Origin of the sequence: Pseudomonas sp. JL2 (assembly GCF_031570495.1) — a bacterium.
Lineage (GTDB): Bacteria > Pseudomonadota > Gammaproteobacteria > Pseudomonadales > Pseudomonadaceae > Aquipseudomonas > Aquipseudomonas rhizophila.
The window spans coordinates 176973-203909 of the sequence record NZ_JAKUDH010000002.1; the positions used below are offsets into that span (position 1 = coordinate 176973).

Below are 26937 nucleotides of genomic sequence, written 5' to 3' on the forward strand. Positions count from 1 at the left end.
CTGATCCCGATTGCCGTAGCCACCGCCGCGCCCCTACAATGCGAACAATTCTTGTTCTCTAGCACAGCTCATCGCTGTCGGGATGCTCCTCGTTGCCGCCTGCACACACCGTCGAAGTGCTCTACAACGCCCATCACAGTTGGCTTAACGGCTGGTTGCGAAGAAAAATCGGCTGCCCCGACAGTGCCGCCGACCTGGCCCAGGACACGTTCATGCGCGTACTGACTGCGCGCGACCCGCAGCCTGTCCTGGAACCCCGGGCGTTTCTTACGACCATTGCCAAGCGCGTACTGTTCAACCACTACCGACGCCAGGACCTTGAGCGCGCCTACCTCGATACCCTCGCCCAACTGCCGGAGCAGGTGGTGCCGTCGGAGGAAGAACGGGCAATCATCCTGCAAAGCCTGATGGAACTGGACCAACTGCTCGATGGTTTGCCGCGAGCGGTCAAGCAGGCGTTTCTGCTGGCCCAGGTCGATGGCCTGACCTACAACGAAATAGCCCGTGAACTGGGAATTTCATTGGCGACGGTCAAGCGTCATTTGAACAAGGCAGCGATGCGCTGCTACTTCGCCTTATGACCCCTGCGATGAACAGCGCACCAGATGTCAGTGCGAAAGTGGCCGAACAGGCCGTGCACTGGCTTATGGAAATGCAGCAAGGCCCACTCGATACTCGCCGGCAGAAAGCCTGGGAGCAATGGCTCAATGCTCACAACGAACATCGCCGCGCCTGGGAGCATATCCAGCGGGTCAATCAGCGGCTGCGCAGCGTGCCCTCTCCGTTGGCCCATGCGGCCCTCAATGCACCGAAGTCCGCTGCGCGGCGTCGAGCGCTCAAAATGTTGTTGGTGCTTGGGGCCGGTTCAGCGTTGACCTGGAGCCTGCGTGAACGCCAACTGCTACCCCCATTGATGGCCGATTTTCGCAGCCCGGTAGGCGAACGGCGTCGTCTGACGCTGGATGACGGCAGTCAGTTGCAGCTCAACAGCGGCAGTGCGGTAGACGTTCGCTTCGACGCTCAACGCCGCTTGATCCACCTGCTGGAGGGGGAACTGTTATTGACCGCTGCCCGCGACCCAAGGCCCCTGCAAGTGCTGACCGCCCATGGCCTGCTGGAAAGCCGCAACGCCCGGTTCAACGTACGCGAGTATCCGGACCACACCCAGGTGGCGGTGTTTGAAGGCCAGGTGGACATTCGTAGCCGACACGGTCCGGCGTTGTTGCTGGCGACGTCACGGCAACTGAGCCTTGGCATCAACGGCGCCGGGCCCGCCACGGCCCTGGATGCCAACAGCGGCGCCTGGACAGAGGGCATGCTGGTAGCGGCGCACATGCGCCTGGCGGACTTTCTCGACGAGCTAGGCCGCTACCGACGTGGCCAATTGCACTGCGACGAGGCGGTCGCCAACCTTCTGATCTCCGGAACCTATCCGCTGGACGACAGCGAGCGAATCCTCGATCTGCTGGAAGTCAGCCTGCCGGTAAAAGTGCGTCGTTTCACCCGCTATTGGATCTCGGTCGAAGCTCGAGCCTGAACCACGGCCACCCCAGCTGAAAAAAAGTGATGCACCAGTGAGCCGTTTTCCACACCTGGGGTGACAGAGAAGGAAAGCACTTCGATACAACCTTCTCGGGATTCTCATCCATGCCGCAACGACCCACCCGTCTCACCCCGCTCGCCCGTACCGTGCGTCAATTGCTCCTGGGGGCCAGCTTGAGTTTCGTCGTACTGCCTTGCGTACAGGCTGCAGATGCCAAGCCCTATCACATCGCGCCGTCGTCACTGGAAAATGCCCTCAATCAATTCGGACGCGAGGCTGGGGTGTTGATTTCCTTCAGCTCACAGACGACCGCAGGCCTGCAGAGTCGTGGCCTGGAAGGCAGCTACAGCCCAGAGCAAGGGCTGAGCGCGCTGCTCGAAGGCACAGGCCTGCAAGCCCGCCCTGAGGCAGACAACGCCTTCAGCCTGCAACCGGCCGCCAGCACCGCGCTGGACATCGGCACCACCACCGTGGTCGGTGACTGGCTCGGCGATGCCGCGCCGACCAATGTCTTCGAACACGCCGGTGCCCGAGACGTCATCCGTCGTGAGGCGTTCGAACGCCAGGGCGCGACCCAGGCCCGGGATGTGCTCAATCGCATTCCTGGCGTCAACGCACCGGAAAACAACGGCACCGGCAGCCATGACATGGCGCTGAACTTTGGTATCCGCGGGCTCAATCCTCGCCTGGCCTCACGTTCCACGGTGCTGATGGACGGCATCCCGGTGCCTTTCGCACCCTACGGCCAACCGCAGCTATCGTTCGCGCCGGTCAGCATGGGCAACATGGACGCGGTGGATGTCGTGCGCGGAGGCGGCGCGGTGCGCTACGGTCCGCAAAACGTCGGTGGCGTGGTCAACTTCGTGACGCGGGCGATTCCCGAGGCGCCGACGGTAAAGGGCGGCTTCCAGACCGAGACCAGCCCGGCTTCCAGCCACGACGGCTTCAAGACATCCGCCAACCTGCTGGCCGGCGGCACCGCCGACAACGGCCTTGGCGGTGCCCTGTTGTACTCCGGCACTCGCGGCGGCGACTGGCGCGAACACAGCGACACACAAATCGACGACTTGATCCTCAAGGGCAACTACCAACTGGACGAGGCCAACAGTTTTAATGCCATGGCCCAATACTACGAAGGCGAGGCCGACATGCCCGGCGGCCTGAATGTGGCCGACTACGACGCCAACCCGTATCAGTCCACCCGTCAGAATGACCGCTTCTGGGGCCGTCGCACCCTGGTCAACTTCGGCTACCGCTACCAGCAGGATCGACGCGAATTTACCGCCAGCACGTTTTTCACCAAGACTTTGCGCAGCGGCTACCTGGACCAGGGCACCTTCCTGTCCCTGTCGCCTCGCGAATATTGGGTACGCGGCCTGGAAACCCGTTTTGCCCAAGGTTTCGACCTCGGGCCGACCAGCCACGAGGTCGGCGTCGGCTATCGCTACATCAACGAGGCCGGCCATGAACTGCGTTATCGCACGCCGATCGCCAGCAACGAATTGCCGACAACCTCCAGCCGAAACGACCGCGATACACGGGGTGGAACCGAAGCCAATGCAATTTTCATCGATGATCGGATCGATATTGGCAAATGGACGATCACGCCCGGTATTCGTTACGAAATGATCGAATCGCAGCAGACAAACAATTTGACCGACGTGAAATACAAGGGCGACTACAACACCGCCCTGCCAGCGCTGAATGTGCTGTACCACCTGACCGACGAATGGAATCTGTATGCCAATACCGAAGGTTCATTCGGCAGTGTGCAGTACAGCCAGATGCCCAACCGTGTGAGCAGCGGTGAAGTGAAACCGGAGAAAGCCCGCACCTGGGAACTTGGAACCCGCTATGACAATGGCAACCTGCGGGCGGAGATCGGTGCGTTCCTGATCAACTTCGACAACCAATACGAAAGCAACCAAACCAACGATTCGGTGATTGCCCGTGGCGAAACCCGCCACCAGGGCATCGAAACCAGCATCAACTACGCCCTCGACGGCCTGAGTCCGGCGCTGGCCGGTTTTGACGTATATGCCACGTATGCCTTCGTCGATGCCACCATTCGGGAAGACGGACCGAACAAAGGCAACCGCGTGCCATTTTCTTCCAAGCACAAAGGCACACTGGGCGTGGGTTACACGGACGGGCCGTGGAAATTGAACCTGGACAGCACCTATCAGAGCGCGCAGTTTGCCGACAACGCCAATACCCGCGCCGAAAGCGCCGACGGCAGTACCGGCAATATCCCTGGCTATATGCTGTTCAGCAGCCGCGCCGCCTATGATTTCGGCCCGCAACTGTCGGACCTGAACGTGGCGGTGGGTGTGAAGAACATCTTCAATACCCAGTATTTCACCCGCTCGTTCGACGATAACAACCGGGGCAAATACGTAGGGGAACCGCGCACGCTGTATGTGCAGACGTCCGTGGCGTTCTGATCAGGGGCTGCGATGGATCGCTGAAACAAGACGGGCCTGCGATTGCAGGCCCGTCTGTTCGGTGGGTAATTTTAAATGATCGGGCTCAGCCGTTGAGTGCAGCCCGTTCGTTCTCCAGGAATTCTTCTTCCAGCATCGCATCGGCCAAGGCCACCGACTCGGTCGGCTTCTCAGCGGTGGCGCGTTTGACGCGCAGTTTGCCGAACAGATGCTCCAGGGCATGTTCAAGCTTGGTGGCCGCCCCTTCGATGGCCAATTCCAGCGTATCGGCCTTGTGTGTCACCGAGACCGGTTGCAGACCCTTTGGCCGTGCTTCCAGCTGACAACGCAAGTCATGGGGACCGGGCTTGTCGCCGTTCTCGTCCCGCAAATGGACCTCGACCCGTGTCAGGTCTTCTTCATAACGTTCGAGCGTGCTTTCGATGGTAGTACGTACCCACTCCTCCAGTCGGATGCTGCTTTGAATATGGTTATCGCTGTTGACTTGGATTTGCATAGTTCATCCCTTATTTCGGCTAGCTCGCCAGGGGCCAATCGACGGTAGCGCGACGACCCCTTGAATACAGAGTCGGGCTGGCGGCAGAACAATTCAACCCCTTCGAAAAGATAAATATTCATACGCAAATAAAGCCGGACAACGGACAAAAGCGCTGTTAATGTCGGGAGTTGCCTCGCCTTGCTTACCCCACGAAAATTCTGCGCTCACCCTGCACCGTCAGCGACCATTCGCCCATTCCTGCACAGAAACGGGCAGCCTCCCGGGCCGCATGCCAAGGCCTTCAGCGCCTATGCGCCGTGATCATTGTCCGACAGTTTTTCCGGCATGCCCCTTGCTACCTCTCTGCTGGAGCGGTCGCAGGTTGGGATCTTCCGATCCAGCCTCTGCCTGGCTCTGGATGAAGCACGATCATGGAATGGCCGGTGGTCCGGTATCGCGAACTAATCCCGATCACGGCCGGTCAACAACTGCACGTTCAATCAGGCGGTGACGCATCATGGACAACCCTTTTCAGCTCATTACCGACGCTTTTGCGCCGCAGTATCAAATCAATCTGAGCATCCAGGGCCTGGACGGCAGCATCATGCTGACCCTCTCCAAGGCCGGGCGCATCGTCGCCAAGCGCATGATCAGCGCCCAGCAACGCAATGACCCGGAACGCCTGCGGCGCCTGGTCCAGAGCATCCAGTTCGGCATCGCCATCGAGCAGGGCCACAGCGCTGTGGCGATCCTCGAAGCCATGACCGGCGGTGACAACGTCAAGCTGCCACCACCGCAGACGCAGGGCGCGACATCCGCCCCCGCCGGTTTCTAGATCTCGCCCTTCTCCACTTCGGCGTGCTCGCTGGAACCCGCGCCAACCTTGCGGTGCGGGTGCTCGATTTTCACCGAAGGGAACTGTGAGGAAGCGTAACGCACCACCAGGATCGCGAACGCCAGCAGCAAGATGCCGCCGCACAAGTAGATGATGCCCAGGTCAGGCGGACTGTGGTGGGAGACGTTGGAAATCAACAAGCGCGTCAGCGCCGTGATCGCCACGTAGATCAGGAACCGCACCGGCATGTGGTTGGTCTTGAAGTAGATCCCGACCATCGCTCCCAATTCCAGATAGATGAACAGCAGCAGGATGTCATCGATCTTGATGTGCCCCTGCTCGAGCATCTGCAAAAACTCCATCACCGCCGCCCAGGCGGTCACCGCTCCGATGGCAAACAGTGCCAGGTAATGGAACGTCTCGACGAACAGATTGCCCAGGGATTCGGCCAACTGATGTACGTTCTGGCGCAGGTTCTCGGCCCAGTTGATTTTCACGATGTAGTTTCCTTAGGTCGACTCGACCGGATGATGCGGGTTGGACGTGACGGTTGTTCTGCATGCAGAAAAAAGGCCAGCGGCTGAGGGTGAGATGGCGATGGGCCGCAACCCGACACTTTTACGATGTTGATGCCGCCCTGTCGTGAGCAGGCTGGCTCCCACACCAGCGCTCGCGACAAATGTGCAAATACGTCTACATTAAAAAGCCACTATCCAAAGGGAAGGGATTCGCTTATCCTTTTGGCTGTATATAAATACAGTAGTCACAAAGATAACCAATGTGAAGGCATGTGAGGTGGTGAATGGCCGTCGAAGTGGTATACCGCAGCAGCCGAGATCTGGAGCGCTTGTTCATGGATAAAGCCGAAGCTGACCGTCATGACAAAATGCTGGAACTCGCCGAATTGCTGGCAGAAGTGTTGCAAAAAGCCGTTCCCTCGCTGAGCGAGAAACAGGTTGAGGAAGCCGGCATCTACATGGCGAAAAATCGCGATGTGTTCGCCAAGGCGTTCAAGAGTCAACCGGACGCCTTGTCCGAACTGCTCAATGCCCCTGCTGAATAAGCCTTGAAAAGATCGCAGCCTTCGGCAGCTCCATGGAATCCACCCAGGAGCTGCCGAAAGCTGCGATCTTTTTTATCGGTACAACAAACGCTCTGCCAATTCATCGGCCACCCTGGCCGGTGAGCGTTTTTCTGCCTGGGCGTGGGCAAAGACTTCCGTAAGCCGGGCGCCGATCTTCGACAAATGCGCGGTGATCGTCGACAGCTCTTCGCCGCGATGCTTCAAGGCGACATAGATCAGGCCTCCGGAGTTGATCACATAATCCGGCGCATAGAGGATCCCGCGCCGTTCCAATTGATCGGCCACCTGCAGGTTGCTCAACTGGTTATGGGCCGACCCGGCAACCGCCGAGCAGCGTAGTTGCGCCACGCTCTGGCTATTGAGCACCCCGCCCAGGCCACAGGGGGCGAGGATGTCGCACGGGGTACTGAGCAGTGCATCGTTGGCGATCGGATGCGCGCCCAGTTGCTCCATCGCCAGTTGAACCTTGCCAGGGTCAATGTCGCTGACCAACAGTTCGGCGCCTGCGGCGTGCAACTGTTCGGCCAGGGCGAAACCGACATTACCCAGGCCTTGGATCGCTACCCGCAGGCTTTCCAGGTTATCGCTGCCCAGGCGGGCCATGGCCGTGGCACGGATGCCGGCGAATACCCCCATCGCCGCGTGAGGCGCTGGGTCTCCCGAAGCCGTGGTGCTGGTCACATGACGGGTCTGTTGGGCGATGCAGTCCATGTCCGCCACCGAGGTGCCGCTGTCGATGGCGGTGATATAGCGGCCATCCAGTTGCTCGATGCAGCGCCCAAATGCCTCAAACAGCGCAGCGCGGCTTTCGACATGGGCCGGACGCATGATCACGGCCACGCCGCCGCCCACCGGTAAGCCGGCCAGTGCGGCCTTGTAGCTCATGCCCTGGGCCAGGCGCACGGCGTCGACCACGGCACTTTCATCGTCGGGGTAGGACAGATAACGACATCCACCCAGAGCAGGCCCAGGACGGCTGCAATGAATGGCAATCACCGCCTTCAACCCGGTGGCCGGGTCTACGCTCAGGTGCAGCGATTCAAGGCGGGAGCTTTGCATGAGAGCAAACATCGACAGGCTCCCGAATCACTTTTGTTTGTTCCGCCAGTATAGGCGTGCGCTCAAAATTTGCTGGAGCGCGCCGGAATAAGTCGAGCGGACGGCCAGTCTTTTGGGCATAACCTGATTCCTTCCCCGGACGAGACTGGACGAAAGCCCGCAGCAGAGCTAAAAACGAGGCATAGCCCGGAGACTGTGATGACACCGCGCCAAGCCTTTTTTGATTGCCTGCACCGCTCCCCACCGGCGCTGTTCGAAGCAGCGTTGTGGATTGCTGCCGAACATGATCGCGAAGTGGACGTACCGGCGTTGCTGAACGATTTCAAGGATCTGCAACAGCGTGTCAGCCATGACCTGCCGATGCTGCCCGTCAGCGAACTGGGCCAACCCTTGCTGCGCCGCCTCAATGACCTTGGATTCGCCCAGGATGATTTCACGCCCCTGCGCCCACGGGCCGCGTTGCTCGACAAGGTGCTGACGCGTAAACGTGGACAGCCCCTGGCCCTCGGCCTGATCGCCCTGGAGCTGGCTCGTGGCCTGGAGATTCCGATGGTCGGTGTCAATTTCCCCGGTCACTTCCTGTTGCGGGTCCCCGGTGCCGATCATCTGCTCGACCCGTGTGGCGGACGCCGGTTGTACCCCAACGACTGTCGGGAACTGCTGCAACGCCAATACGGCGCCAACATGCCCCTCAAAGCCGAGCACCTGGTCAGTGCCGAGCCCATGCAGATGCTCCAGCGCCTGTCGCGCAATCTTCGCCAATTGCATCTGACCAACGACGACTACATTGCTGCACTGATCGACGCCGAACGGGTGCTTGAACTGGGCAACGCCAGCGCCGCCGATTACCTGGCCCGCGCCAGCCTGTACCAACGGCTCGACTGTCCCAACGCCGAACGATTCGACTTGGAGCACGCGCTGATGCTCAGCGAAGACCCGATCCAGCGAATCCGGCTGACGGAACGGCTGGGGCATCTGCCGCCCAATTCAATTGTGCATTGAGCGGGTGTAGATCGCGGAGGACGAGGTGGTAACTCAAGGGCTCGCCCCCTCTCCTTCTGTGGGAGCGAGCCTGCTCGCGATAGCGGCGTGTCAGACAACATGTTTGTAAGCTCAACCACCGCCATCGCGAACAGGTTCGCTCCCACAGGGGGCTCAAGGTGTATCAGGCTGATTTGCCGGATGCGCCTGTTGAAACGCTGGATGCGCAGCCGCCAACGCCGCAACGCGACGGATCCGTGGATACGTCTCCAGAGAGACATTGAACCGTTCTGCCGCGTACACCTGCGGGATCAGATACACGTCCGCGATCCCGGGTGCTGCACCGAAGCAGTAGCCGTCATCCCCAATCAACTGTTCCACCGCCGCCAGTCCCTGGCTGATCCAATGCCCGATCCACTGCGCCACCTGCGTTTCATCGTGGCCCCACTGCCGCAGCTGGTTGAGTACGCTGACGTTGTGCAGCGGATGAATATCGCAACCGATCAATGCCGCGACGCCTCGCTCATGAGCCCGAACCGTCAGGTCGGCGCTGAGCAACGGCACCTGTGGATAACGCTCCTCCAGGTACTCGATGATGGCGGGTGACTGCACCAGCAACGCGCCTTCGTCGGTACGCAGCGCCGGAACCCGGCCCTGAGGGTTGATCGCCAGATAGGCCGGCTGACGATGTTCGCCCCCAGGCGCAGCGATCAGGTTGACCGGCAAGGCCTGGTAATCCAGGCCCTTGAGCGCCAGGGCAATGCGCACCCGGTAGGACGAAGTGGAGCGGTAGTAGGTGTAGAGTTCCATGCCCTGTCCCTCACCGCGCCGGCAGGATCTTGCCCCGGCATTCGCCAAAGCCGATGGACGCAACACCTTCGCGGCTGCAACGGGCACGCAGGATGATCTCGTCACCGTCCTCAAGGAATTTGCGCACTTCGCCAGAGGCCAGCTCGATTGGCTTTTTACCGCCCTCGGTAATCTCCAGCAGGCTGCCGAACTGACCGCTCTCAGGCCCCGACAAAGTGCCCGAACCGAACAGGTCACCGGCCTGCAACTGGCAACCATTGACGCTGTGGTGGGCGACCATCTGCGCCACGGTCCAGTACATGTACTGGGTGTTGCTCAACGTCAGGCGATGGGCCGGCAGGTTCTGCTCGCGCATGGCTTCGGTCAGCAGCAGGACTTCCAGTTCGATGTCGAAAGCCCCACCGGCCTGGTCACGCTTGTCCAGCAGATATGGCAACGGCTGCGGATCGCCTGCCGGACGCGCCGGTTGTGGGCGACGGAACGGTTCGAGGGCTTCGGCCGTCACCACCCATGGCGAGATACTGGTCAGGAAGCTTTTGGACAGAAAGGGCCCCAGCGGCTGGTATTCCCAGGCCTGGATATCCCGGGCCGACCAGTCGTTGAGCAGGCAGAAACCGCCAATGTGCTCGGCAGCATCACCGATGGCGATGGGTTCGCCCAAGGCGTTGCCCTTGCCGATCCAGATGCCCAGTTCCAGCTCATAATCCAGTCGCGCGCACGGGCCGAAGGTCGGCTCGGTCTGGCCGGCGGGCAGGGTCTGGCCCTTGGGACGACGCACATCGGTGCCGGACGGGCGAATGGTCGAGGCACGCCCGTGATAACCGATGGGCACGTACTTGTAGTTGGGCAACAGCGGATTGTCGGGACGGAACAACTTGCCGACGTTTTGCGCGTGTTCGATACCGACGTAGAAGTCGGTGTAGTCATTGATCCTGGCCGGCAAATGCATCTGGCAGTCCGCTGCGCGGACCAGCAGTTTCGCGCCCTGGGCTTCGATCTTGCCCCGCAGCGAGCTGTCTTCGCGCAGCAGCTCCAGCAAGCGTTCACGCAGGGCCACCCGGGCGCTGCGGCCGAGGTCGAAGAATGCATTCAACTGGCCGTCCTTCATGGCTTCGACGGCTTCGCGCGCCGCGCCGTCAAACAAGCCCGCCTGCAACGCGGCCTGCAAATCGAAAATCTGCTCACCAATCGCCACGCCGCTACGGGGAGCACCGTCATCGATACTGAAGATGCCCAGCGGCAGGTTCTGCAGCGGGAAGTCGGCATGGCCATTGGCGGAGGCGACCCAGCTACGGGCAGGGGAAAGTTGAGTCATGGGTTATCTCCGGGTCGGGTCGAAAGTGACCGGCAGCGAGGCCCAGCAGGCGTCGTAGTCAGTTTGCAATTGTGGGCAGTCCAGGGCGAAACGGCTCGGGCGCAGGACCTGGCTGGTTTCGAACATGAAGGCCATGGTGTTGTCGATTTTCGCAGGCGTCAGCTCGGCGTTGATCGCCTTGGTGCAGGTCTCGCCGTCCGGGCCATGGGCACTCATGCAACTGTGCAAGGAGGCGCCGCCGGGCAGGAAACCTTCGGCCTTGGCATCGTAGGCGCCCTGGATCAGGCCCATGAATTCATTCATCAGGTTGCGATGGAACCACGGCGGACGGAAGGTGTTTTCAGCCACCATCCAGCGCGGCGGGAAGATCACGAAATCGAGATTGGCCAGGCCGTGGACGCTGGTGGGTGAGGTCAATACGGTGAAGATCGACGGGTCCGGGTGGTCGAAGCTGACCGTACCGATGGTGTTGAAACGGCGCAGGTCATATTTGTAAGGCACGTTGTTGCCATGCCAGGCCACCACATCGAAGGGCGAATGATCCAGCTCGCAACCCCACATCTCACCGAGGAATTTCTGCACCAGCGCAGTCGGTCGGGCGAGGTTTTCGTAATGAGCGACCGGCGCCAGGAAATCCCGCGGGTTGGCCAGGCCGTTGCTGCCGATCGGCCCAAGGTCCGGCAGGCGCAACGGCGCGCCATGGTTTTCGGCGATATAGCCGCGGGCTTGTGGATCAAGCAGCTCGACGCGAAATTTCAGGCCCCGGGGGATCACGGCAATTTCCAGCGGCGCCAGTTCCAGCACTCCCAGCTCGGTGGCGATCCGCAGCCGTCCCAGCTGCGGCACGATCAGCCATTCCCCGTCAGCGTTGAAGAACACCCGTTCCATGGAACGGTTGGCGCGGTAATGGTAGACGCTGATACCGGCCGGTTTGTCCGAGCCGGCATTGGCCGCCATGCGCACCAGTCCATCGATGAAATCGGTTGGCTCGGCAGGAATATCCAACGGGTTCCAGCGCAGGCGATTGGGCGTGACCTCACCCAGAGGACCGCCCGCTATCTGATGTTCAAGCTTGACGAAGGCCGGATGATTGGCCGAAGGCCGGATGCGATACATCCAGGTCCGCCGCGCTTCGCTGCGAACCATGGTGAAGGCAGTGCCGGAGAATAATTCGGCATAGAGACCGTAAGGGGCTTTTTGCGGGGAGTTCTGGCCAACGGGCAAGGCGCCGGGCAGCGCCTCGCTGGCAAATTCATTGCCAAAGCCTGACTGATAAGCCAGGTCCGACACTGTGGAATCGAGGGTCATGGAGCCTCCTGAACACAGGACTGGGTACGACCTCGTCGTTCCACGAAGAAACGTCAGGCGCACAGGTTATTTTTATCGTAATTCAATTACGCATAACGTAATTTGCTCGACAGCGACCGTCAAGCTATAAAGACGCCCATTCGCCTCTGGACTCAGCGCCTCCATGGAAACCCCGCTCAGCAACGGTAAACAGAAAGTCCGCTCGGCCGAAGTCGGCACCGACATCCTCAAGGCCCTGGCCGAACTGTCGCCCTCCACGTCGCTGTCGCGTCTGGCCGAACACGTGCAAATGCCGGCGAGCAAGGTTCATCGGTACCTGCAGGCCTTGATCGCCAGCGGTTTCGCTGAACAGAACACGTCCACCAACCACTACGGCCTCGGGCGCGAAGCCTTGCGCGTGGGCCTGGCGGCGTTGAACGGCATGGACGTGTTGCAAGTGGCCGCCCTGCCCTTGGCCGAACTGCGCGATGACTTGAACGAAACCTGTTTCCTGGCGGTGTGGGGCAATCACGGCGCCACCGTCGTTCGGATCGAACCCGCCATACGGGCAGTGACCGTGGTGACGCAACTGGGGTCGGTATTGCCGCTGCTCAGCTCGTCCACGGGGCTGGTGTTCAGCGCCTACCTGCCGACGCGCGAAACGATCGGCTTGCGCGAACAGGAAGTGAGCGCTTCCACCGCCCACGCCCTGGCCGACGACCAGGCCTATGCCACCCTGTGCCAGCAAATACGCAGTCGCGGCCTGCACCATGTGCATGGCTTGCTGATGCCCGGCGTGGATGCCCTGTCAGCCCCGGTATTCAATGCTGTCGGCCAAGTGACGGCGGTGATGACCATTGTCGGCCCGACTTCCCTGTTCCATGCCGACGAAAACGGCCCAGCGGCGCAACGACTGCTGGCGGCGACCCGGGCCGTGAGCTGGCGGATGGGGTATGAGGCAGGCGCAGGATCGGATCAGCCAACGGGCCAATCCTGATCACACCATTGATGTGAGCGGTGATACGTAGCGGTGGCAGCTAATCGTCTTGTCCTTGGGAATTCTTTATCTCATCACGCCCATGACTTTGGCCTTGGCGACCGCCTGCGTGCGCCGCTGAACGCCTAACTTGCTGTGTATCCGCCGCGAATGGGTTTTTACCGTGTGCAAGGATATGAACAAACGTTCGGCAATCTGCTGATTTGAATAGCCCTGCGCAATGAGCTCCAGCACTTCCAATTCCCGATGACTCAACAACGTGTCTTCGACTACCTCCGCCGGCTGCTCGATGTGCTCAGTCGATTGCGCCCAGCCCAACAGATCGGGCTGACGCGCGCGTAACTCGCACAAGGCTTGCTGGGCGCGCCAACAGGCAACTCGCTTGAGGCCCTCTTGCACAAGCGATCGTGCCTGGGAACGATCAGCGGACAGCCAGACGACTTCAGCCAGCGCCAGATACAGTTCGGTCTCCAGGCCATGCATTTCACAGTGCTGTGCCCGGTCGATCATTGCCTTGAGTTGCGCTTGCGGGTCTTGCGCCCGATGCAGATAAACCTCGGTCAGCACCAGCAGGTACTCAAGCCGAGGAATCAACTCCAGGGTCGCAGGTGGGGCATGCTTGGCCTGCGGCCCGCGAAAATGACGCAAGACTCGGGTCAGGGCCTCGAGGGCCAGTTCCGGGCGTCCCTGTTGCAGCCAGAACTGGCAACTGGTTTGCAACAGCACGCCACGGTACACCGTGTCGGGGATGTGCCGCTGTTGCATGATCCGCTCGGCATCGCGCAGTTGCAGGAAAGCCTCGCCATAGTCGCCGCCATTGGCCGCCAGGGTGGCCTTGCCGAGAAAACCATAAAGCACTTGTTTGTCCTGGCAATGCAGGCCCGTTTCCAGGCCCGCCTGGAACTGCTCGGCAGCCTGCTCGGCCAACCCCATGCGCAAAGCCAGACGGCCACGGCGCAAGGCAATACGTCCCAGCAAGGCAGAAAAGTCCTGGCCAGGCTTATCGAGCAACCCCTGAACTGCGCTCAACAGATGATCGGCCCGGTGAGGAGCACCGCGTTGCTCCAGGACTTGGGCGTGATCCAGTTCCAGCAAGCCCTCGAAGACCAGTGAGCCTTGGGCGCGCGCCAGGCACAGGGCTTGGCGATTGATCCATTGCGCAGTGGCCAGTTCCCCCTTGAGCAGTGCCTGCTGTGTCAGCCCCAACTGGCACAGCAGGTGCAAGGCCCAGGCCTCTGGGTCGAGGCTCGCCTGGGCCTGGAGCAAGTGCTCGCGGGACTGCTCGCCATCCCCCGAAAGGTGCAGCAGCCAGCCCAGCAGAACCTGCCACCGGGCCAGCAGTTGCCGCTGCAGGCAGGCCGAAGGTTGCGGCATGAACCTGGCCAGTTGGTCGATGCACGCCGATGCCTGATCGAAGCGTCCGGCGAACAGCAACGCGGCCGTGACCAACCCCACCGATTGCGGCGTGCCGAGTGTCAGCGCCTCACCTTGTTGATCATGCAGCTTCAGCAACAGCGTCACGTTGCTGCGCTGCAATACGTGTTCAAAATTCAGATGCTGCAGGAAACTGACGGCAGCCTCGAACTCTTGCGCATGCATGGCCTGCTCGAATGCCATTTGCCAATCCTGCTCGGCGGCAAACCACTGGCAAGCCCGCCGATGCCAGGAGCGTCCCTGCGGCCAGGGCTCGTCACGCACCAGTCGGGCCAGGGCCGGGAAAATCTGCAACCAGTCCGAAGACTGCTCCCACGGTTCGATAAAACAGCCCAGGTCCAACAACAAGGGCAGGCATTCGGCGCCCACCGTGTCACCAAACAGATGCTCGCAGAGCCGGGCATTGAAGCGCGGCAGATGCGCCAGCACTCGCCAGGCCTGCGCCAGGTCCGGGGTCAGCGTACTGAACAGCTCATATTCAAGGTAGTCATGCAGGGTCCCGGGCCGCCCCGGCGACGCGTGGCTGCGCGCCCATTCACAACGTTCAAGCAGGGCGATACGCACCCCGGCGCACCAACCACCACTGCGCTGTATCACCTCGCGCGCGGTGCGAGCGCCCTGGGGACCGGGCAAATGTTTGAGCAACTGCTGGACATCGTCATGGGTGAAGACCAGCGCCTGGGCATCGAATTCATGCAGTTCGTCATCAAGTAGCAGGCGCGGCCAGTTACAGTGAGGACGACGGCGACCATTCAACCAAAGGTGAAGCGCCGGACTGCTGATGCTCAACAGACGATCGAGAAACTGATCCAGCTCGGGGTTGGGTACCCGACAGTAATCATCCAGGAACAGCCAGGTCGGTGCTTGCAAGCCCGCCAGGTGAGCCAGCAGCCCCCCTTCATCCAGCAACGGCAGCCCGAGGGTCTGCGCCAGCCGCTCGCACATTTGCGCCGCGTCCAGCATTGCGCCCCCAAGCGGCAACCAATGCAACCGGCAAGCGGCGGGGGCTTGCAGGAAACACTCAGCGAACAACGCACTCTTGCCACTGCCCGCCGGTGCGCAAAGCAGTTTTACCCGCGCCTCGGAGGCCAGCAAGGGCTCGCTCAAGGACCTGCGCGGCACATGGGTCGAAGACAGGCGGGGCAGCAATCCAGGACGGTCCGGACACGGGGTCATGGCGGTCATGTGCGAAGTCCAGTTTATTATTGTTTCATCACCCTAGTCCTGTGGCGCTCACCTTTGGAGAAGTATTCAGCGCGCTGATTGGCGCCCATAAAAAAAGACCGGCAAATCGATTGCCGGTCCTCACGATTATCTAACGTCAGCCATAGTCAGCTTCAAACCGCCGGGTCTCAACGAACCCCCGTCGAGCGCAGCGCCGCTGGCGTGAAGTCCGCAGCCCTGGCTTCGAAACCGTACTCGTAGCTGCGCTTCTCTTCGTTCTTCATCCCCAGCGCAATGTAGCGGCCGGCGATGATGTCGTAGAGCGCCTCAAGGGTGTAGCCCGGGTTCTGGTTGGCGTAGTAGAACTGGGCATGACCTTCGGCCACCCGCCACAGTTGACCGCGACCGTCGTAGTGATCCACCAGTGCCGCCTGCCAGCTGTCTTCATCGAAATACATGTGGCGCTTGGCGTAGATGTGACGTTCGTTTGGCTTGACCGTACCGACCACTTCCCAGACCCGATGCAGTTCATAGCGGGTCAGATCCTGATTGATGTGGCCGGCCTTGATCACGTCGTCATACTTGAGGCTGGGGGAATCCAGTTTGTAGCTGTTGTAGGGGATGTACATTTCCTTCTTCCCCACCAACTTCCAGTCGTAGCGGTCCGGCGCGCCGGAGAACAGGTCGAAGTTATCGGAGGTACGCAACCCGTCAGCGGCGGTGCCCGGGCCGTCGTAGGCCACTTGCGGGGCGCGACGCACACGGCGCTGGCCGGCGTTGTAGATCCAGGCCAGGCGCGGCTCCTTCACCTGGTCAAGCGTTTCATGCACCAGCAGCACGTTACCGGCCAGACGCGCCGGCGCGGTGACCGACTGTTTGAAATAGGTCAGCACATTGCTGGCCTTTTCCGGATCGGCGTCTTTGATCAGAAACGGCACGGCGATCTCTTCTTCGAAGCGAATCGGGGTGAAGCTGCCGTTGGTTTGTGGGGTGGCCTGGGTGATGATGCGCCGCACGTTGCCGCCGTGATAGCGGGTGACGTGGTTCCACAGCACTTCCACGCCGTTCTTGGGGATCGGGAATGCGTAGTAACGGTTACCGGTGAAATTGGCCAGGCCGTTGCCGTCATTGATGGTGGTGACGTTGAGGGCGCTGCGCTTGGCCGACTCGTAGATCTCGGGCGGTAGCGAGACGCTGCGATGGGTCGGATAGACCGGAATCTTGTAGGTTTGCGGATAGCGCTTGAACATCGCTATCTGGCCTTCGGAAAGCTTGTCCTTGTACTTGTCCACGGTCTCGGCGGTGATGGTGAACAGCGGTTTTTCCCCGGCAAAGGGATCGGCCAGAAAGCCTTTGCTGTCCACCGCCCCGGCGTTTTTGGCGATGCCACCGGTCCAGGCCGGAATCGAGCCATCAGCATTGCCTGCCATTTCCGCGCCCAACGGCGTAAGGCTGGTGCCCAATTTATTTGCTTCATCCGGCGAAACCGCCGCCATCACGTTCGCGGCCAGCAGGCTCAGGGCCAGGGCGCCGCATTGCAGAATCATCTTGCGCATTGGTTTTTCCTTGTCAGCCAGATCAGAAGTTCACGCCAAAGCTCAACGCGAGGAAGTCGCGGTCTTCGAGGACGTTGTAGTCGCCGCCGAAAAAGTCGGTGTAACTCAGGCTGGCGGTATAGGTGTTGCGGTAGTCGGCATCGACACCCAGGCTGATGGCCTTGGCACCTTCGTTGAACAAGCCGTTGGGGCCGTAGCCGGCCACGTCATGGGACCAGGAGACATTGGGCTTGAAGTTGATACCGGCAACGACGTTGGAGTAGTCAAGAATTGCCCGGGCGCGATAGCCCCACGAGGTCGAGGTGACGAAACCGTCGGTGTCACCGCCAAACCCGTACTGGCCGTAGACCGAGTCACGGCCATAACGCAGCTTGTCCTTGGATTCCAGGCCACCGACGTGCACCACCGCCGCCTCGCCCACCACGGTCAGGCGATCAGCGCCCAGCACCTGGTCGAAGAAGTGCGTCAGGGTGCTCTGGATCTGGGTCAATTCCTTACGACGATAACCGGTGTTATCGGCCCCGGGCGAGGTCGCGATGGGCGAAGCTGCACCGCCTGCGATCGGGTTGAGCAAGGTCAAGGTCAGATCGTTGGTGTTGAGCTGCACAGGTGCGTTGGGGCGGTAGCTGATTTCCCCGGTCCACGCGGTGCCGGTAGGCAGCGTGGTGGCGAAGCTGGCACCGTACAGACGGATGTCCTCGGGGTATTCAAGGTAATACTGACCGCGCCCCAGCATCACGCTTTGCGCCAGCCCCGAACCGCTGCCAGGGGCAAGCCCTTCTGCAATCGCGACCATTCCCGGCAATGCCGACAATGTAGACAGGCCGGCGGTGGTGGTGCCCACGGTTGGCGTGCGGCTGTGGTAGTTCATGAAGTACAGGCCGTACTCGGTGTCGTCACCGAGCCAGCGCAACGCCGTGCCCCACTGGCCGGAATCACGTGCGTCACGGTCACCGCTGCGAGCAATGACAACGCCTTCGTCATTCACCTGTATGCCTTGGCCAAAGGCCTGAGTCAATGGTACGAATGGCGCAATCGCCGGGCTGCCCACGGTGTAGCCGCTGGTGCAGCCATCGGCTACCACGTCGTTGCCAAAGAAAGTGCCGCAGTTATCGACGACCGTCTGATCCCATTCCAGTTGGTAGAAACCTTCGATGGTGAGCTTGTCGGTCAAGCCCTGGGAGGCGAACAGCATGTTCACCGGGATCAGGCCTTCCTTGATCTCGGCACCCGGCCGGCGGAACGCGGAGACGTCCACCGGGTTGATGCTGTTGATGGAGTTGCCGATGAAGGTACTTTCACCCCAACTGACCACCTGCTTGCCCGCACGCACCGTACCCGGCAAGTCGGCGATGGAGTAATTGTGATAGACAAACGCATCGAGAAGCTGCGCCCCTGACGACTTGGAGCCTTCCTTGCGGTTGCTGTCGCTGATGTCCTTGAACGGGCGGCTTTCGTCCTTGAGTTCGAAGTCATACCAATACTTGCCGCGCACGAACACGCCAGTATCACCGTACTTGAGTTCGAGATCGTGCAGGCCTTTGAATATCTTGGAAAAGGTCTCGCCCTTCTTGAAGTTCAGCCGCCCATCGTCACCGGTGGACGACTGCCCCGTACCGCCGTTGACGCTGCCGACCAAGTCCCGGTCGGCGTCGCGCATGCCCCAGCTCGCGCCCACGGACAACGAGGAGTCGAACTGCCCCTCGATCTCGCCAATGTTGAATGAAACGGCCTGCGCCTGGGCAGAGCAACCCAAGGCCACCGCGACGGCCAGCGCCTGCGGTTTGAAGATGGCGCGCATTGTTATTGTTGTCATGCGTCTTCCCCGGTGAGTGACAGAGCCTTCACCCTACTGCCGCACGACATGGGCGATAAGCGCACCAAGGAGGTATTCGCGCTGTACCCCGAAAGGATTACAGGTCATGGAATACGGGGCTTTGCGCCGCGCATGGACGCACTGGATGATGGGTCATCAGCGCCGCGCATATTCATCGGGCCTGTTAACTGTTGCGCGCCCTGCAACGGTGCATGTCTGGATCCGGGCTGTTTCCGACGATGGCCAATCCCTATGCTGGCCGGGCTTTCAGGGCAACGGGCCTGCAGGCACAAGCCGCCATCGCGTCCCTCGCGACCGGCGCACCGTCATTCGGATGGATTGGCGCATCGGTCCATCACCTCCCGTGTTCACTGACGTTGGTTTTCTGCTCCTTTGCAACGTCATTTTCAGGCCGCTGCTTTTTGCAGCGGCCTTTTTTATGCGTAGTTACTTGCGAGTTAAAACTTCTTTCAAACGGGAGCAAGCGCCCTCGCCACGCAATCATTCACCCGCGTATGCGTCGTCTCGTTTAACGGCTGTTTTACTCTGTAGATTATCTCCAACTAAACTTTCTCAATTCCTACATCACCGTCAGCTTTCGCCATAGGAAATGGCAGCCACACCCTGTTTCCACTAACGATTAATTCCCGGACATCCAAACGCCTGTTCCTACAACAAAGCAAGAAACCCACTACGGCCATATCAAAAACTCACTGTTAGGCTGAATGTCAGTCACAGCATTCTGTTTTGACTTTAAACCTCAGTGAGTTTTTATGACACTTATCAACTACAACAGCTATCGCTCGGTAAAAGGCTTCAACAATAGAATTCGTTTTCTAGTCTTTCATTACACCGCCGCGAACTTTTCATCCTCCATCAACGCACTGACCGGTTCCTCTGTCAGCGCCCACTACCTCATCCCGGACTTCAGCGACCCGAGTTACTTGAAAGCAGGTTTCCAGGAACCGCAGATTTTCAATCTGGTCGACGAGAACCAACGAGCCTGGCACGCAGGGGTGAGCAGTTGGGGTGGTCGCACGAATCTGAACGACACCTCGATCGGTGTTGAAATCGTCAACCTGGCCACCGATAACCACGGGCAATTCACTTTCCCGCCTTATCAACCTCAGCAAGTCGAGGCGATCGAATACCTGGCGTTGAACATCCTCAAGCGCTATCCGGACATCAGCCCGGTCAATGTGGTGGGACACTCGGATATTGCCGCTGGCAGGAAAAGCGATCCCGGCCCGATGTTCCCCTGGCATACGCTGTATCTTAAGGGCATCGGCGCATGGTTCGATGAACCCACGCAGGAAGCTTACACCCGCGCCTACCAATGCAACGGCCTGCCGACTCGCGAGCAACTGCTCGGCTTGTTCCGCAAATATGGGTATGACACGTCGGCAGCCGCCACAAGTGCGGGTTTTCAGCGTTTGGTGCGAGCCTTTCAGCTGCACTTTCGTCCAGCGAAATACGACGGTGTGATGGACATCGAGACTGCCGCGAATCTGGCGGCGCTGGTGAAGAAATACGTCCCCTGACCACCGTTGCCGCGCGTGACGGCAACGGGTCGAGGCCGCAAGGTCAAACGGTGTAGCGCTGCAAGTTCGCCATCATTTCCTTCAACGCTTCAAGGTTGTCATTGGGGTGTACCGCACCCTCGAAATCACAGATTTGCTGCCAGTGGGCCGCGACGTCTTCGGGCGAGAAACCTTTGTTTGGATCGAAGCCGGCACCCAGGCTGCGCTCCCAACGCACCTTGCCCATCCAGCCGCCGCCCACTTCGAACAACCCGGAGGTTTCCTGGCAGGTCTCGCTGGCCAGATACACCACCAACGGGCTGACGAGTTCAGGCTTGAGCTGTTCGAACACCTGCGGCGGGATCAGGCCTTCGGTCATGCGGGTGCCACCGGTGGGCGCGATGGCATTGACCAGAATATTGTTCTTGCGACCTTCGATGGCCAGGGTGCGCGTCAGGCCATAAAGGCCGAGCTTGGCCATGCCGTAGTTGGATTGACCGAAGTTGCCGTAGATGCCGGACGTGGAGGCCGTAAAGATCACCCGCCCGTAATTCTGCTCACGCAGGTGTGGCCAGGCGGCGCGGGTGACTTTGTAGGCGCCCTCGACATGGACGCGGTAGACCAGATCCCAGTCGGCGTCCTCCATTTTGTGGAAGGTCTTGTCCCGCAGGATCCCGGCGTTGTTGACCACTACATCGACCCGGCCAAATACGTCGAGCGCGTTTTGAACAAGCTTGTCGCCATCGGTGACGGAGTCGTGGTTCGCTTCGGCAATGCCGCCGGCTTGGCGAATTTCAGCGACCACCCGATCCGCCGCCGAGGCGTTGGCCCCTTCTCCCTGGGCAGAGCCGCCGAGGTCGTTGACCAGCACTTTGGCCCCCTGCCTGGCGAACAACAGGGCATGGGCTCGCCCCAGGCCACCGCCGGCTCCCGTGACGATCACGACTTTATCTTCGAAGCGCACAGATTCACTCATGGGCAGAACTCCAGCAGGCAATAGGACAATGCCCCGAGTGTCGGGCACAGGGCGGGTGGTCACAATCAACAGGGTTACAAGTGAATGGTGGCCAATAAGGTGAGGGGATGATGCGAGCCGGTTCTGCTGTGGGAACAGCGGCCCTCATCAGGTGGCGGGACCGAGTCGCTGCTATCGCGAGCAGGCTCGCTCCCACACAGGCCTGCGTAGACTCGCCTCTCTGTGGGAGCGAGCCTGCTCGCGATAGTGCTCCAACCTTCAGCACTTATGAGCAGACCACCTGCCTGACCGGTGCGGCCATGTTTTCGCGAAACTCCAGGTAATGCTTGAGTACCTGCACCGGGGCTTCGGTGTGCGGGTAGTGGCCGATGTCGGGCAGCAGTACGGTGTCAGGGTTGGGGATCAGCGCCTCGTAGCGCGCCACCATGTGTTCACCGGAAATCGGATCGACCGCGCCGTCGATCACCCGCAGCGCCACCTCGCCGCGCTGCATGGCCTGCACCCAGCGGTCACGCTGCACACGCCGTTCGGGAATGTAGGCAATGAGTTTGTGCATGATCCGCGGTCCGTGATGGGTTTCGACCAGGCTCCAGTAATCGTCCAGCTCGCTTTCGGTCGGGCCAGTCCTGGGGCCGAATATCTGGCGAAAACTCTTGACCAGGCCTTCTCGGGAAAAAGCTCGGCCCAGTAGCCAGCCCAAGGGGCTGAGCAACAGTTTTTGCATCAGCACCGGACGATGGGTTTCGGGAAACAGACCGCCGTTGAGAAAGACACAACTGGCGAGTTCGATGCGCGCCTCGTAGTGACGGGCGATCAGTTCCTGGGCCACGCTGTCACCATAATCATGGGCCAGTACATGCACGGCTTGCTTCACATTCAAATGCGCCAGCAAAGCCTGCTGCAGGTCAGCCTGCTCCAACAGGCTGTAGACATGATCCGTCGGCTTGGCCGAGTCGCCAAAACCGAGCATGTCGCAGGCGATCACCCGATAACGCTGTGCCAGCGGCTGCCACAGGTAATGCCAGTCCCAACTGGCGGTGGGGAAACCATGGATCAGCAACAACGGCTCGCCGTGCCCCGCCACCCAATACCGGATAGCGTGGCCACGGAACATCAATGTCTGGCCGCGCTGGCGCCAAATACGCAGGGGAATCTGGACCAGAGGCATCAGCATCTATAACCCGAATCTTGTTGATCCAGCTTGCGCAGCAACGCCGGCCATGCCAGCGCGCCTCCCATGCCTTGGGCGCTTTTGGTCACCCCGGCAATCATCGCCCGGGCGCCGGCCAGTATCTGCGGCTCGATGGCGATCAGTTCAGCCCCACCGTTGAGCGCCAGGACCTGGATGTCACAGGCTCGCTGGAAGGTGAACATCATCAGGAAGGTGTCGGCAATGGTGCCGCCACAGGTCAGCAGACCGTGATTGTGCAGCATCAGGAAATTATTGGCGCCCAGATCCGCCTGCAGGCGGGCCTTCTCTTCGTGATTGAGGGCCACGCCTTCATAGGCGTGATACGCCAGACTCGACAATACGAACAACGATTGCTGGCTGATAGGCAACACACCCTGCTTCTGTGCCGACACAGCAACGCCGGCCGCCGTGTGGGTATGCAGCACACACACCACATCGTGCCGCACCTCATGCACCGCACTGTGGATGGTATAACCGGCCGGATTGATCTCGTAGGGGCTGTCCATCAGCTTGTTGCCGGCCTGATCGACCTTGACCAGGCTCGAGGCGGTGACCTCATGAAACATCAACCCGAACGGGTTGATCAAAAAATCATCGGTCCCGGGCACCTTGGCGGATATATGCGTGAAAATCAGGTCATCCCAGCCATACAGGGCGACTAGCCGGTAACAGGCGGCCAGATCGACGCGAGTTTGCCATTCGGCGGCACTGACCTGATCCTTGATGCTGAGTGTCGATGGGACGGGCGCTACGCTCACGGCTCTGACCTCTGCTTTCTAGTTATAGGTGCTTGTTCTGAAACAGTCATGAACAAGCTAACCAGTCTAGTCAGCTCCCGCGAGGTCGGTAGTTGCATTGGCAGCCAGCTTACTGGCCGAGCGAGTCATCCGGGGGTGGCCGTTCACCTCACATTACGTTAGCGACGCAGCGCGTCGATCAACGCCTCCAGCCAAGGTTCGGCATCGGTTTCCGGGGTGACGCTTTCGCTGGCATCCAGACGCAACATGGGCAATACCTCGCGCACGCCCAGCTCGGCGAACAACTCGCGCATCTGCTCGCCACCGCCGCAGAAGGTATCGCCATAACTGGCGTCGCCCAGGCCTATCACGGCACCCGGCAGGTCACGAAAATAGGCTGGCAATTGGTCGCGAATCGTCGAATATAAGGGCATCAAGTTGTCCGGCAACTCTCCCATGCCCGTCGTGGAAGTCACGGCCAGCAAGGCCGCCGGGCCAAACGCCTGAATGTCCGCAAGGCTTGCGCGCGGGTTGTGCAGCGTTTCAAAACCCGCTTCACCGAGCAGTTTGGCGGCGTGCCGAGCGACTTCTTCGGCGGTCCCGTAGACGGAACCCGAAAGGATGGCGACTTTCATCAATCTGATCCTGAACCTGAATAAAAAGAGCGGCGATAGTAGCAGGCTCAGACGCAACGCTGCGATTGACTCTCAACATCCAATAATGGCCAGTAGACATCGCGGTAGGTTCTTCTAAAATGCAGCGCACACAGGGATGTTCAAGGGATGTCGCCCATGATTAATGCTCAACTGATGCAACTGGTCATCAACGCCTCGAACGACGGCATTGTCATCGCTGAAAAAGAAGGCGATGAAGACAATATCCTGATCTACGTAAACCCGGCTTTCGAACGGCTGACCGGCTACAGCAGTGAAGAGATTCTTTATCAGGATTGCCGATTCCTGCAGTCAGGTGATCGCGACCAGCCGGCCCTGGAGCAGATTCGCACGGCCCTCAAGCAGAACGGTGCCTGCCGGGAGATTCTGCGCAACTACCGCAAGGACGGCAGCCCTTTCTGGAATGAGTTGTCTCTATCGACGGTGAAAAACGAGGCTGACGGACGCACTTATTTCGTGGGTGTGCAAAAAGACGTGACCGCTCAGGTCAAGGCTCAGCAACGCGTCGCCCAGCTGGAAAAGGAGCTGGCCGAAGCACGAGCAACCATTGCCCGACTCGAAGCGACGAACGGCGCAAACAAACCGGCGAATTAGCGGTCAGTCACTACAATCACCAGTGAAAGTGTAATTCCTCTTTTCGAGCACATCATGCAGCGCGACGCCCTACTGACGCAGGATGAATTGGATTTCATCCGGACCATGCAGCACAACCCGCAACTCAACGAGCGGGATGTAACGTCGAGCTTGCTGGTAAACGGCGGGTCGCAGATTCGTGACTTGCTGACGCGCCTGGCGGCTAACGAACAGGTGACGCTGCAAGCCAACTTCGAAAACCAGCAAATGACTTTTCCGTTGCACCTAGTGGAAGACGAATTCCACGCAATGCACCTGCGTCTGGGTGTGCCCAGCATCTATGAAGATGGGCCAAAAATTCGGCCATGGCGCCTCACGCTTGACGAGCCAGTGGCACTGGAAAATGCCAAGGGCCTGCCCGGGCCGCTCTGGGTCCATGAGGTCTCCTGCAAAGGAATCCTGTTGCAAAACCGCAGTCGGACCAAGCCGCCGAAGCAATTTGCCTTGTGGTTCAGCCCGTCAGGTTATGAAAGGATTTCCTTGCGCGGCACACTGGAACGGGAAACCGATCAGGGCCTGTACGCCTACCACCTGAGCCAGAATGACGAGGATGAGACCGAACGCCTGCGCCAATACATCCTTCAGCAACACCGTCTGACCCATCCGGCCATGCACATCTAGCGCACGGCTTGACCTGCCGGTTATCAGGTATCCAGATTTCCCGCCAATAGCTGTCGCAACCGCTGATGTATCAAGGTCCCTTCACTGCCCAAGCAACCTATCGACGACCCCGCGAGGCTGTCCTGAAGCAGATCGGACGCATCACCGGCCAGCATCAGCGGGCAGTCCAGGCCCATCGCCAACTTGTTCAGGCGCTTGGGTAACTCGGCAGGGGGTGCATGGTTGGAAACCAGCACCAACGCCAACGGCTGGACCTTCTGGCACACCAGGGTCAGTTCGTCGAATGGCAGCCCAATGGTCAACACCCTGACGCCGACTTCCGCCTTGGAGACGAACAGCGCCGTGACCAGCAACTCCAGCTCTCGACATTGACCGACAATGCCCACGACCAACACCCGCCGCGCATGGGCTTCGCGTTTGAGCAGGAGTCGCTGGATGATGCGTGAACGCAGGAACCCATCGAAAAATACCCATTCGCTGGTTTGTCCGAACTCCTGCTGGCGTTGCTGCAACTGCCGCCAGACCGGCATCAGGATGTCCTGGAATACGATCGGCACGGCGTAGGTGGAAAATATCTGCCCGTAGATACGGTCCAGCTCTATATCGTCAAAGTTGCCAACCGCCCCAGCCACCTGTTGTTGCCACTGGGCATAATCGGCTCTCACCAGATCCGAGGAAATAAGCGCGGAAACCGGTTGCACCGATTCGGTCTTGGTCAGGATCTTTCCCACTTTGCTCACGGCCACCCCGCGCTCAATCCAGGCGAGGATGCTGCGCACCTTTTCGATATCGCCCACGGAGTACAAGCGATGCCCGCTTTCGGTGCGTGTGGGCTGAATCAGACCGTAGCGACGCTCCCATGCGCGCAAGGTCACGGGATTCACGCCGGTCAGTCGCGCTACTTCGCGGATGGGGAACAGTTCCTCCTGCCTCAAGGCAGTGGTTGCCTGGAAAACGAAGTTATCCTCTGTGATTACGCTCATTTTGGCAGACAATTCCGGCTGGCAAATTGGATCCCAGTGTACTCCCTCTGAGTCATAGGATGACAAGAACAAATGCCACTGATGCGCGATTTTGTTGCTTTTCACTCAAGAAGGAATAAACCTTGCGTGCTTTTTGGCGAACGGACGCGCCCCACCACCCTGGGGCGTTCCCGCGAATCTCCTATCCGGAGTACCGCACCTGTTTTACGGAGATACATAATGTCTACCTCACCCGTCACCTTGATGGTGGCCCGTCGTGTCGCCAATGGGCGCTATCAGGACCTGATCGTCTGGTTGCGCGAAGGCGAACAATTGGCCACCGACTTTCCCGGCTACTTGGGTTCCGGTGTACTCGCGCCACCGCCTCAGAGCGATGAATTCCAGATTATTTTCCGCTTTGCCGACGAGCAGACCCTGCATGCCTGGGAGCACTCGGCCTCGCGCACGGCGTGGCTGGCGCGAGGCAGCGAGCTGTTTGCCCACCCTTCGGAACACAGGGTGCGCGGTATCGACGGTTGGTTTGGCGCCGGCGATCAACGTCCACCGCGCTGGAAACAGGCCGTGGCCATCTGGCTCGCGTTCTTTCCGGTGTCGCTGCTGTTCAACTTTCTGCTGGGGCCATTGCTCAGTGAGCTGGGAATGATGAGCCGCGTGCTGATCAGCACACTCATTCTGACGCCATTGATGGTCTATCTGTTTATTCCGATGTCGACTCACCTGCTGGCGGGTTGGTTGAACGGTGCAGCGCCCAAAGCACTGCCAGCCAAGCCGGCTACGCAGAATCAGTGATGCCGGGCC

General features: G+C 60.1%; 25 protein-coding genes. 11 read left to right on the forward strand and 14 right to left on the reverse strand.

The window, feature by feature from the left end:
* The first annotated feature begins 92 nt into the window (after positions 1-92).
* The 3 genes from MKS85_RS04830 to fecA all read left to right on the forward strand — a co-directional run bounded on the left by MKS85_RS04830 (position 93) and on the right by fecA (position 3987).
* A complete protein-coding gene (locus MKS85_RS04830) occupies positions 93-581 on the forward strand; it encodes a sigma-70 family RNA polymerase sigma factor (RefSeq protein ID WP_188250952.1) in 489 nt (162 codons plus the stop codon).
* A gap of 8 nt (positions 582-589) precedes the next feature.
* Positions 590-1537, forward strand: coding sequence for a FecR domain-containing protein (locus MKS85_RS04835; protein WP_188250953.1), 948 nt, complete (start codon positions 590-592; stop codon positions 1535-1537).
* A gap of 110 nt (positions 1538-1647) precedes the next feature.
* Positions 1648-3987 (forward strand): TonB-dependent Fe(3+) dicitrate receptor FecA, encoded by a 2340-nt coding sequence (gene fecA / locus MKS85_RS04840; RefSeq protein WP_188250954.1) that lies wholly within the window; start codon positions 1648-1650, stop codon positions 3985-3987.
* A gap of 85 nt (positions 3988-4072) precedes the next feature.
* Here fecA and MKS85_RS04845 read toward each other — a convergent pair whose 3' ends face one another.
* The gene (locus tag MKS85_RS04845) at positions 4073-4483 is read right to left on the reverse strand and encodes an HPF/RaiA family ribosome-associated protein (protein ID WP_047228613.1); all 411 of its coding nucleotides are present in this window, start codon (positions 4481-4483) and stop codon (positions 4073-4075) included.
* A 499-nt stretch (positions 4484-4982) separates the two neighbouring features.
* On the opposite strand from MKS85_RS04845, the gene MKS85_RS04850 reads away from it, so the two are divergent.
* On the forward strand, positions 4983-5300 hold the full coding sequence (locus tag MKS85_RS04850) for a DUF3509 domain-containing protein (protein ID WP_047228614.1): 318 nt from the start codon (positions 4983-4985) through the stop codon (positions 5298-5300).
* Here the strand turns inward: MKS85_RS04850 and MKS85_RS04855 are convergent.
* A complete protein-coding gene (locus MKS85_RS04855) occupies positions 5297-5797 on the reverse strand; it encodes a phosphate-starvation-inducible protein PsiE (protein WP_076383585.1) in 501 nt (166 codons plus the stop codon). The genes MKS85_RS04850 and MKS85_RS04855 overlap by 4 nt on opposite strands.
* 305 nt (positions 5798-6102) lie before the next feature.
* Here MKS85_RS04855 and MKS85_RS04860 point away from each other — a divergent pair, with 305 nt between their 5' ends.
* Positions 6103-6363, forward strand: coding sequence for a YebG family protein (locus MKS85_RS04860; RefSeq protein WP_047228616.1), 261 nt, complete (start codon positions 6103-6105; stop codon positions 6361-6363).
* Between the two features lie 72 nt (positions 6364-6435).
* Here the strand turns inward: MKS85_RS04860 and MKS85_RS04865 are convergent, their stop codons facing one another.
* On the reverse strand, positions 6436-7455 hold the full coding sequence (locus MKS85_RS04865) for a Glu/Leu/Phe/Val dehydrogenase dimerization domain-containing protein (RefSeq protein WP_047228617.1): 1020 nt from the start codon (positions 7453-7455) through the stop codon (positions 6436-6438).
* A gap of 186 nt (positions 7456-7641) precedes the next feature.
* On the opposite strand from MKS85_RS04865, the gene MKS85_RS04870 reads away from it, so the two are divergent.
* Positions 7642-8445, forward strand: coding sequence for a SirB1 family protein (locus tag MKS85_RS04870; RefSeq protein WP_076383584.1), 804 nt, complete (start codon positions 7642-7644; stop codon positions 8443-8445).
* Positions 8446-8598: 153 nt separating this feature from the next.
* Here MKS85_RS04870 and maiA read toward each other — a convergent pair whose 3' ends face one another.
* From maiA to hmgA, 3 genes are read right to left on the reverse strand one after another with little or no spacing between them, the layout of a single operon-like run.
* Positions 8599-9234 (reverse strand): maleylacetoacetate isomerase, encoded by a 636-nt coding sequence (gene maiA, locus MKS85_RS04875; RefSeq protein WP_188250955.1) that lies wholly within the window; start codon positions 9232-9234, stop codon positions 8599-8601.
* A 10-nt stretch (positions 9235-9244) separates the two neighbouring features.
* On the reverse strand, positions 9245-10549 hold the full coding sequence (fahA, locus tag MKS85_RS04880) for a fumarylacetoacetase (protein WP_188250956.1): 1305 nt from the start codon (positions 10547-10549) through the stop codon (positions 9245-9247).
* A gap of 3 nt (positions 10550-10552) precedes the next feature.
* Positions 10553-11857: a homogentisate 1,2-dioxygenase gene (hmgA, locus tag MKS85_RS04885; RefSeq protein ID WP_188250957.1), complete on the reverse strand. Its 1305-nt coding sequence runs from the start codon at positions 11855-11857 to the stop codon at positions 10553-10555.
* Positions 11858-12020: 163 nt separating this feature from the next.
* Between hmgA and MKS85_RS04890 the strand changes: the two genes are divergently transcribed.
* On the forward strand, positions 12021-12833 hold the full coding sequence (locus MKS85_RS04890; RefSeq protein WP_047228622.1) for an IclR family transcriptional regulator: 813 nt from the start codon (positions 12021-12023) through the stop codon (positions 12831-12833).
* Between the two features lie 66 nt (positions 12834-12899).
* Here the strand turns inward: MKS85_RS04890 and MKS85_RS04895 are convergent, their stop codons facing one another.
* From MKS85_RS04895 to MKS85_RS04905, 3 genes are all read right to left on the reverse strand, one after another.
* Positions 12900-15452 (reverse strand): LuxR C-terminal-related transcriptional regulator, encoded by a 2553-nt coding sequence (locus MKS85_RS04895; RefSeq protein WP_188250958.1) that lies wholly within the window; start codon positions 15450-15452, stop codon positions 12900-12902.
* Positions 15453-15619: 167 nt separating this feature from the next.
* The gene (locus MKS85_RS04900; protein ID WP_188250959.1) at positions 15620-16987 is read right to left on the reverse strand and encodes a DUF1329 domain-containing protein; all 1368 of its coding nucleotides are present in this window, start codon (positions 16985-16987) and stop codon (positions 15620-15622) included.
* Between the two features lie 22 nt (positions 16988-17009).
* Positions 17010-18803, reverse strand: a complete 1794-nt coding sequence (locus tag MKS85_RS04905; protein ID WP_188250960.1) for a DUF1302 domain-containing protein — start codon at positions 18801-18803, stop codon at positions 17010-17012.
* Between the two features lie 773 nt (positions 18804-19576).
* Here MKS85_RS04905 and MKS85_RS04910 point away from each other — a divergent pair.
* Positions 19577-20344: an N-acetylmuramoyl-L-alanine amidase gene (locus tag MKS85_RS04910; RefSeq protein WP_188250961.1), complete on the forward strand. Its 768-nt coding sequence runs from the start codon at positions 19577-19579 to the stop codon at positions 20342-20344.
* A gap of 43 nt (positions 20345-20387) precedes the next feature.
* Here MKS85_RS04910 and MKS85_RS04915 read toward each other — a convergent pair whose 3' ends face one another.
* The 4 genes from MKS85_RS04915 to MKS85_RS04930 all read right to left on the reverse strand — a co-directional run bounded on the left by MKS85_RS04915 (position 20388) and on the right by MKS85_RS04930 (position 23863).
* Positions 20388-21299: an SDR family oxidoreductase gene (locus MKS85_RS04915; protein ID WP_076383577.1), complete on the reverse strand. Its 912-nt coding sequence runs from the start codon at positions 21297-21299 to the stop codon at positions 20388-20390.
* A gap of 265 nt (positions 21300-21564) precedes the next feature.
* Positions 21565-22467, reverse strand: coding sequence for an alpha/beta fold hydrolase (locus MKS85_RS04920; RefSeq protein WP_139049181.1), 903 nt, complete (start codon positions 22465-22467; stop codon positions 21565-21567).
* The gene (locus MKS85_RS04925) at positions 22467-23249 is read right to left on the reverse strand and encodes a class II aldolase/adducin family protein (RefSeq protein ID WP_047228628.1); all 783 of its coding nucleotides are present in this window, start codon (positions 23247-23249) and stop codon (positions 22467-22469) included. The genes MKS85_RS04920 and MKS85_RS04925 overlap by 1 nt, the downstream gene beginning before the upstream one ends.
* A 158-nt stretch (positions 23250-23407) precedes the next feature.
* Positions 23408-23863, reverse strand: coding sequence for a flavodoxin (locus MKS85_RS04930; protein ID WP_188250962.1), 456 nt, complete (start codon positions 23861-23863; stop codon positions 23408-23410).
* Positions 23864-24019: 156 nt separating this feature from the next.
* Between MKS85_RS04930 and MKS85_RS04935 the strand changes: the two genes are divergently transcribed.
* Both MKS85_RS04935 and MKS85_RS04940 read left to right on the forward strand, forming a co-directional pair.
* Entirely contained in the window at positions 24020-24496 is a 477-nt protein-coding gene (locus tag MKS85_RS04935; RefSeq protein WP_047228630.1) for a PAS domain-containing protein, read from the forward strand.
* Positions 24497-24550: 54 nt separating this feature from the next.
* The gene (locus MKS85_RS04940; protein ID WP_188250963.1) at positions 24551-25156 is read left to right on the forward strand and encodes a hypothetical protein; all 606 of its coding nucleotides are present in this window, start codon (positions 24551-24553) and stop codon (positions 25154-25156) included.
* A 23-nt stretch (positions 25157-25179) separates the two neighbouring features.
* Here the strand turns inward: MKS85_RS04940 and MKS85_RS04945 are convergent, their stop codons facing one another.
* Positions 25180-26139 (reverse strand): MerR family transcriptional regulator, encoded by a 960-nt coding sequence (locus MKS85_RS04945; protein WP_188250964.1) that lies wholly within the window; start codon positions 26137-26139, stop codon positions 25180-25182.
* 219 nt (positions 26140-26358) lie between these two features.
* Here MKS85_RS04945 and MKS85_RS04950 point away from each other — a divergent pair, with 219 nt between their 5' ends.
* The gene (locus MKS85_RS04950) at positions 26359-26928 is read left to right on the forward strand and encodes an antibiotic biosynthesis monooxygenase (RefSeq protein ID WP_047228633.1); all 570 of its coding nucleotides are present in this window, start codon (positions 26359-26361) and stop codon (positions 26926-26928) included.
* The last annotated feature ends 9 nt before the right edge of the window (positions 26929-26937 follow it).

Coding starts and splice junctions, on each gene's coding strand:
- MKS85_RS04860 (WP_047228616.1), top strand. CDS start 6,103: ATGGCCGTCGAAGTGGTATACCGCAGCAGCCGAGATCTGGAGCGCTTG.
- MKS85_RS04890 (WP_047228622.1), top strand. CDS start 12,021: ATGGAAACCCCGCTCAGCAACGGTAAACAGAAAGTCCGCTCGGCCGAA.
- MKS85_RS04910 (WP_188250961.1), top strand. CDS start 19,577: ATGACACTTATCAACTACAACAGCTATCGCTCGGTAAAAGGCTTCAAC.
- MKS85_RS04950 (WP_047228633.1), top strand. CDS start 26,359: ATGTCTACCTCACCCGTCACCTTGATGGTGGCCCGTCGTGTCGCCAAT.
- fahA (WP_188250956.1), bottom strand. CDS start 10,549: ATGACTCAACTTTCCCCTGCCCGTAGCTGGGTCGCCTCCGCCAATGGC.
- MKS85_RS04895 (WP_188250958.1), bottom strand. CDS start 15,452: ATGACCGCCATGACCCCGTGTCCGGACCGTCCTGGATTGCTGCCCCGC.
- fecA (WP_188250954.1), top strand. CDS start 1,648: ATGCCGCAACGACCCACCCGTCTCACCCCGCTCGCCCGTACCGTGCGT.
- MKS85_RS04870 (WP_076383584.1), top strand. CDS start 7,642: ATGACACCGCGCCAAGCCTTTTTTGATTGCCTGCACCGCTCCCCACCG.
- MKS85_RS04900 (WP_188250959.1), bottom strand. CDS start 16,987: ATGCGCAAGATGATTCTGCAATGCGGCGCCCTGGCCCTGAGCCTGCTG.
- MKS85_RS04935 (WP_047228630.1), top strand. CDS start 24,020: ATGATTAATGCTCAACTGATGCAACTGGTCATCAACGCCTCGAACGAC.
- MKS85_RS04835 (WP_188250953.1), top strand. CDS start 590: ATGAACAGCGCACCAGATGTCAGTGCGAAAGTGGCCGAACAGGCCGTG.
- MKS85_RS04930 (WP_188250962.1), bottom strand. CDS start 23,863: ATGAAAGTCGCCATCCTTTCGGGTTCCGTCTACGGGACCGCCGAAGAA.
- MKS85_RS04905 (WP_188250960.1), bottom strand. CDS start 18,803: ATGACAACAATAACAATGCGCGCCATCTTCAAACCGCAGGCGCTGGCC.
- MKS85_RS04915 (WP_076383577.1), bottom strand. CDS start 21,299: ATGAGTGAATCTGTGCGCTTCGAAGATAAAGTCGTGATCGTCACGGGA.
- MKS85_RS04850 (WP_047228614.1), top strand. CDS start 4,983: ATGGACAACCCTTTTCAGCTCATTACCGACGCTTTTGCGCCGCAGTAT.
- maiA (WP_188250955.1), bottom strand. CDS start 9,234: ATGGAACTCTACACCTACTACCGCTCCACTTCGTCCTACCGGGTGCGC.
- MKS85_RS04845 (WP_047228613.1), bottom strand. CDS start 4,483: ATGCAAATCCAAGTCAACAGCGATAACCATATTCAAAGCAGCATCCGA.
- hmgA (WP_188250957.1), bottom strand. CDS start 11,857: ATGACCCTCGATTCCACAGTGTCGGACCTGGCTTATCAGTCAGGCTTT.
- MKS85_RS04940 (WP_188250963.1), top strand. CDS start 24,551: ATGCAGCGCGACGCCCTACTGACGCAGGATGAATTGGATTTCATCCGG.
- MKS85_RS04920 (WP_139049181.1), bottom strand. CDS start 22,467: ATGCCTCTGGTCCAGATTCCCCTGCGTATTTGGCGCCAGCGCGGCCAG.
- MKS85_RS04945 (WP_188250964.1), bottom strand. CDS start 26,139: ATGAGCGTAATCACAGAGGATAACTTCGTTTTCCAGGCAACCACTGCC.
- MKS85_RS04865 (WP_047228617.1), bottom strand. CDS start 7,455: ATGTTTGCTCTCATGCAAAGCTCCCGCCTTGAATCGCTGCACCTGAGC.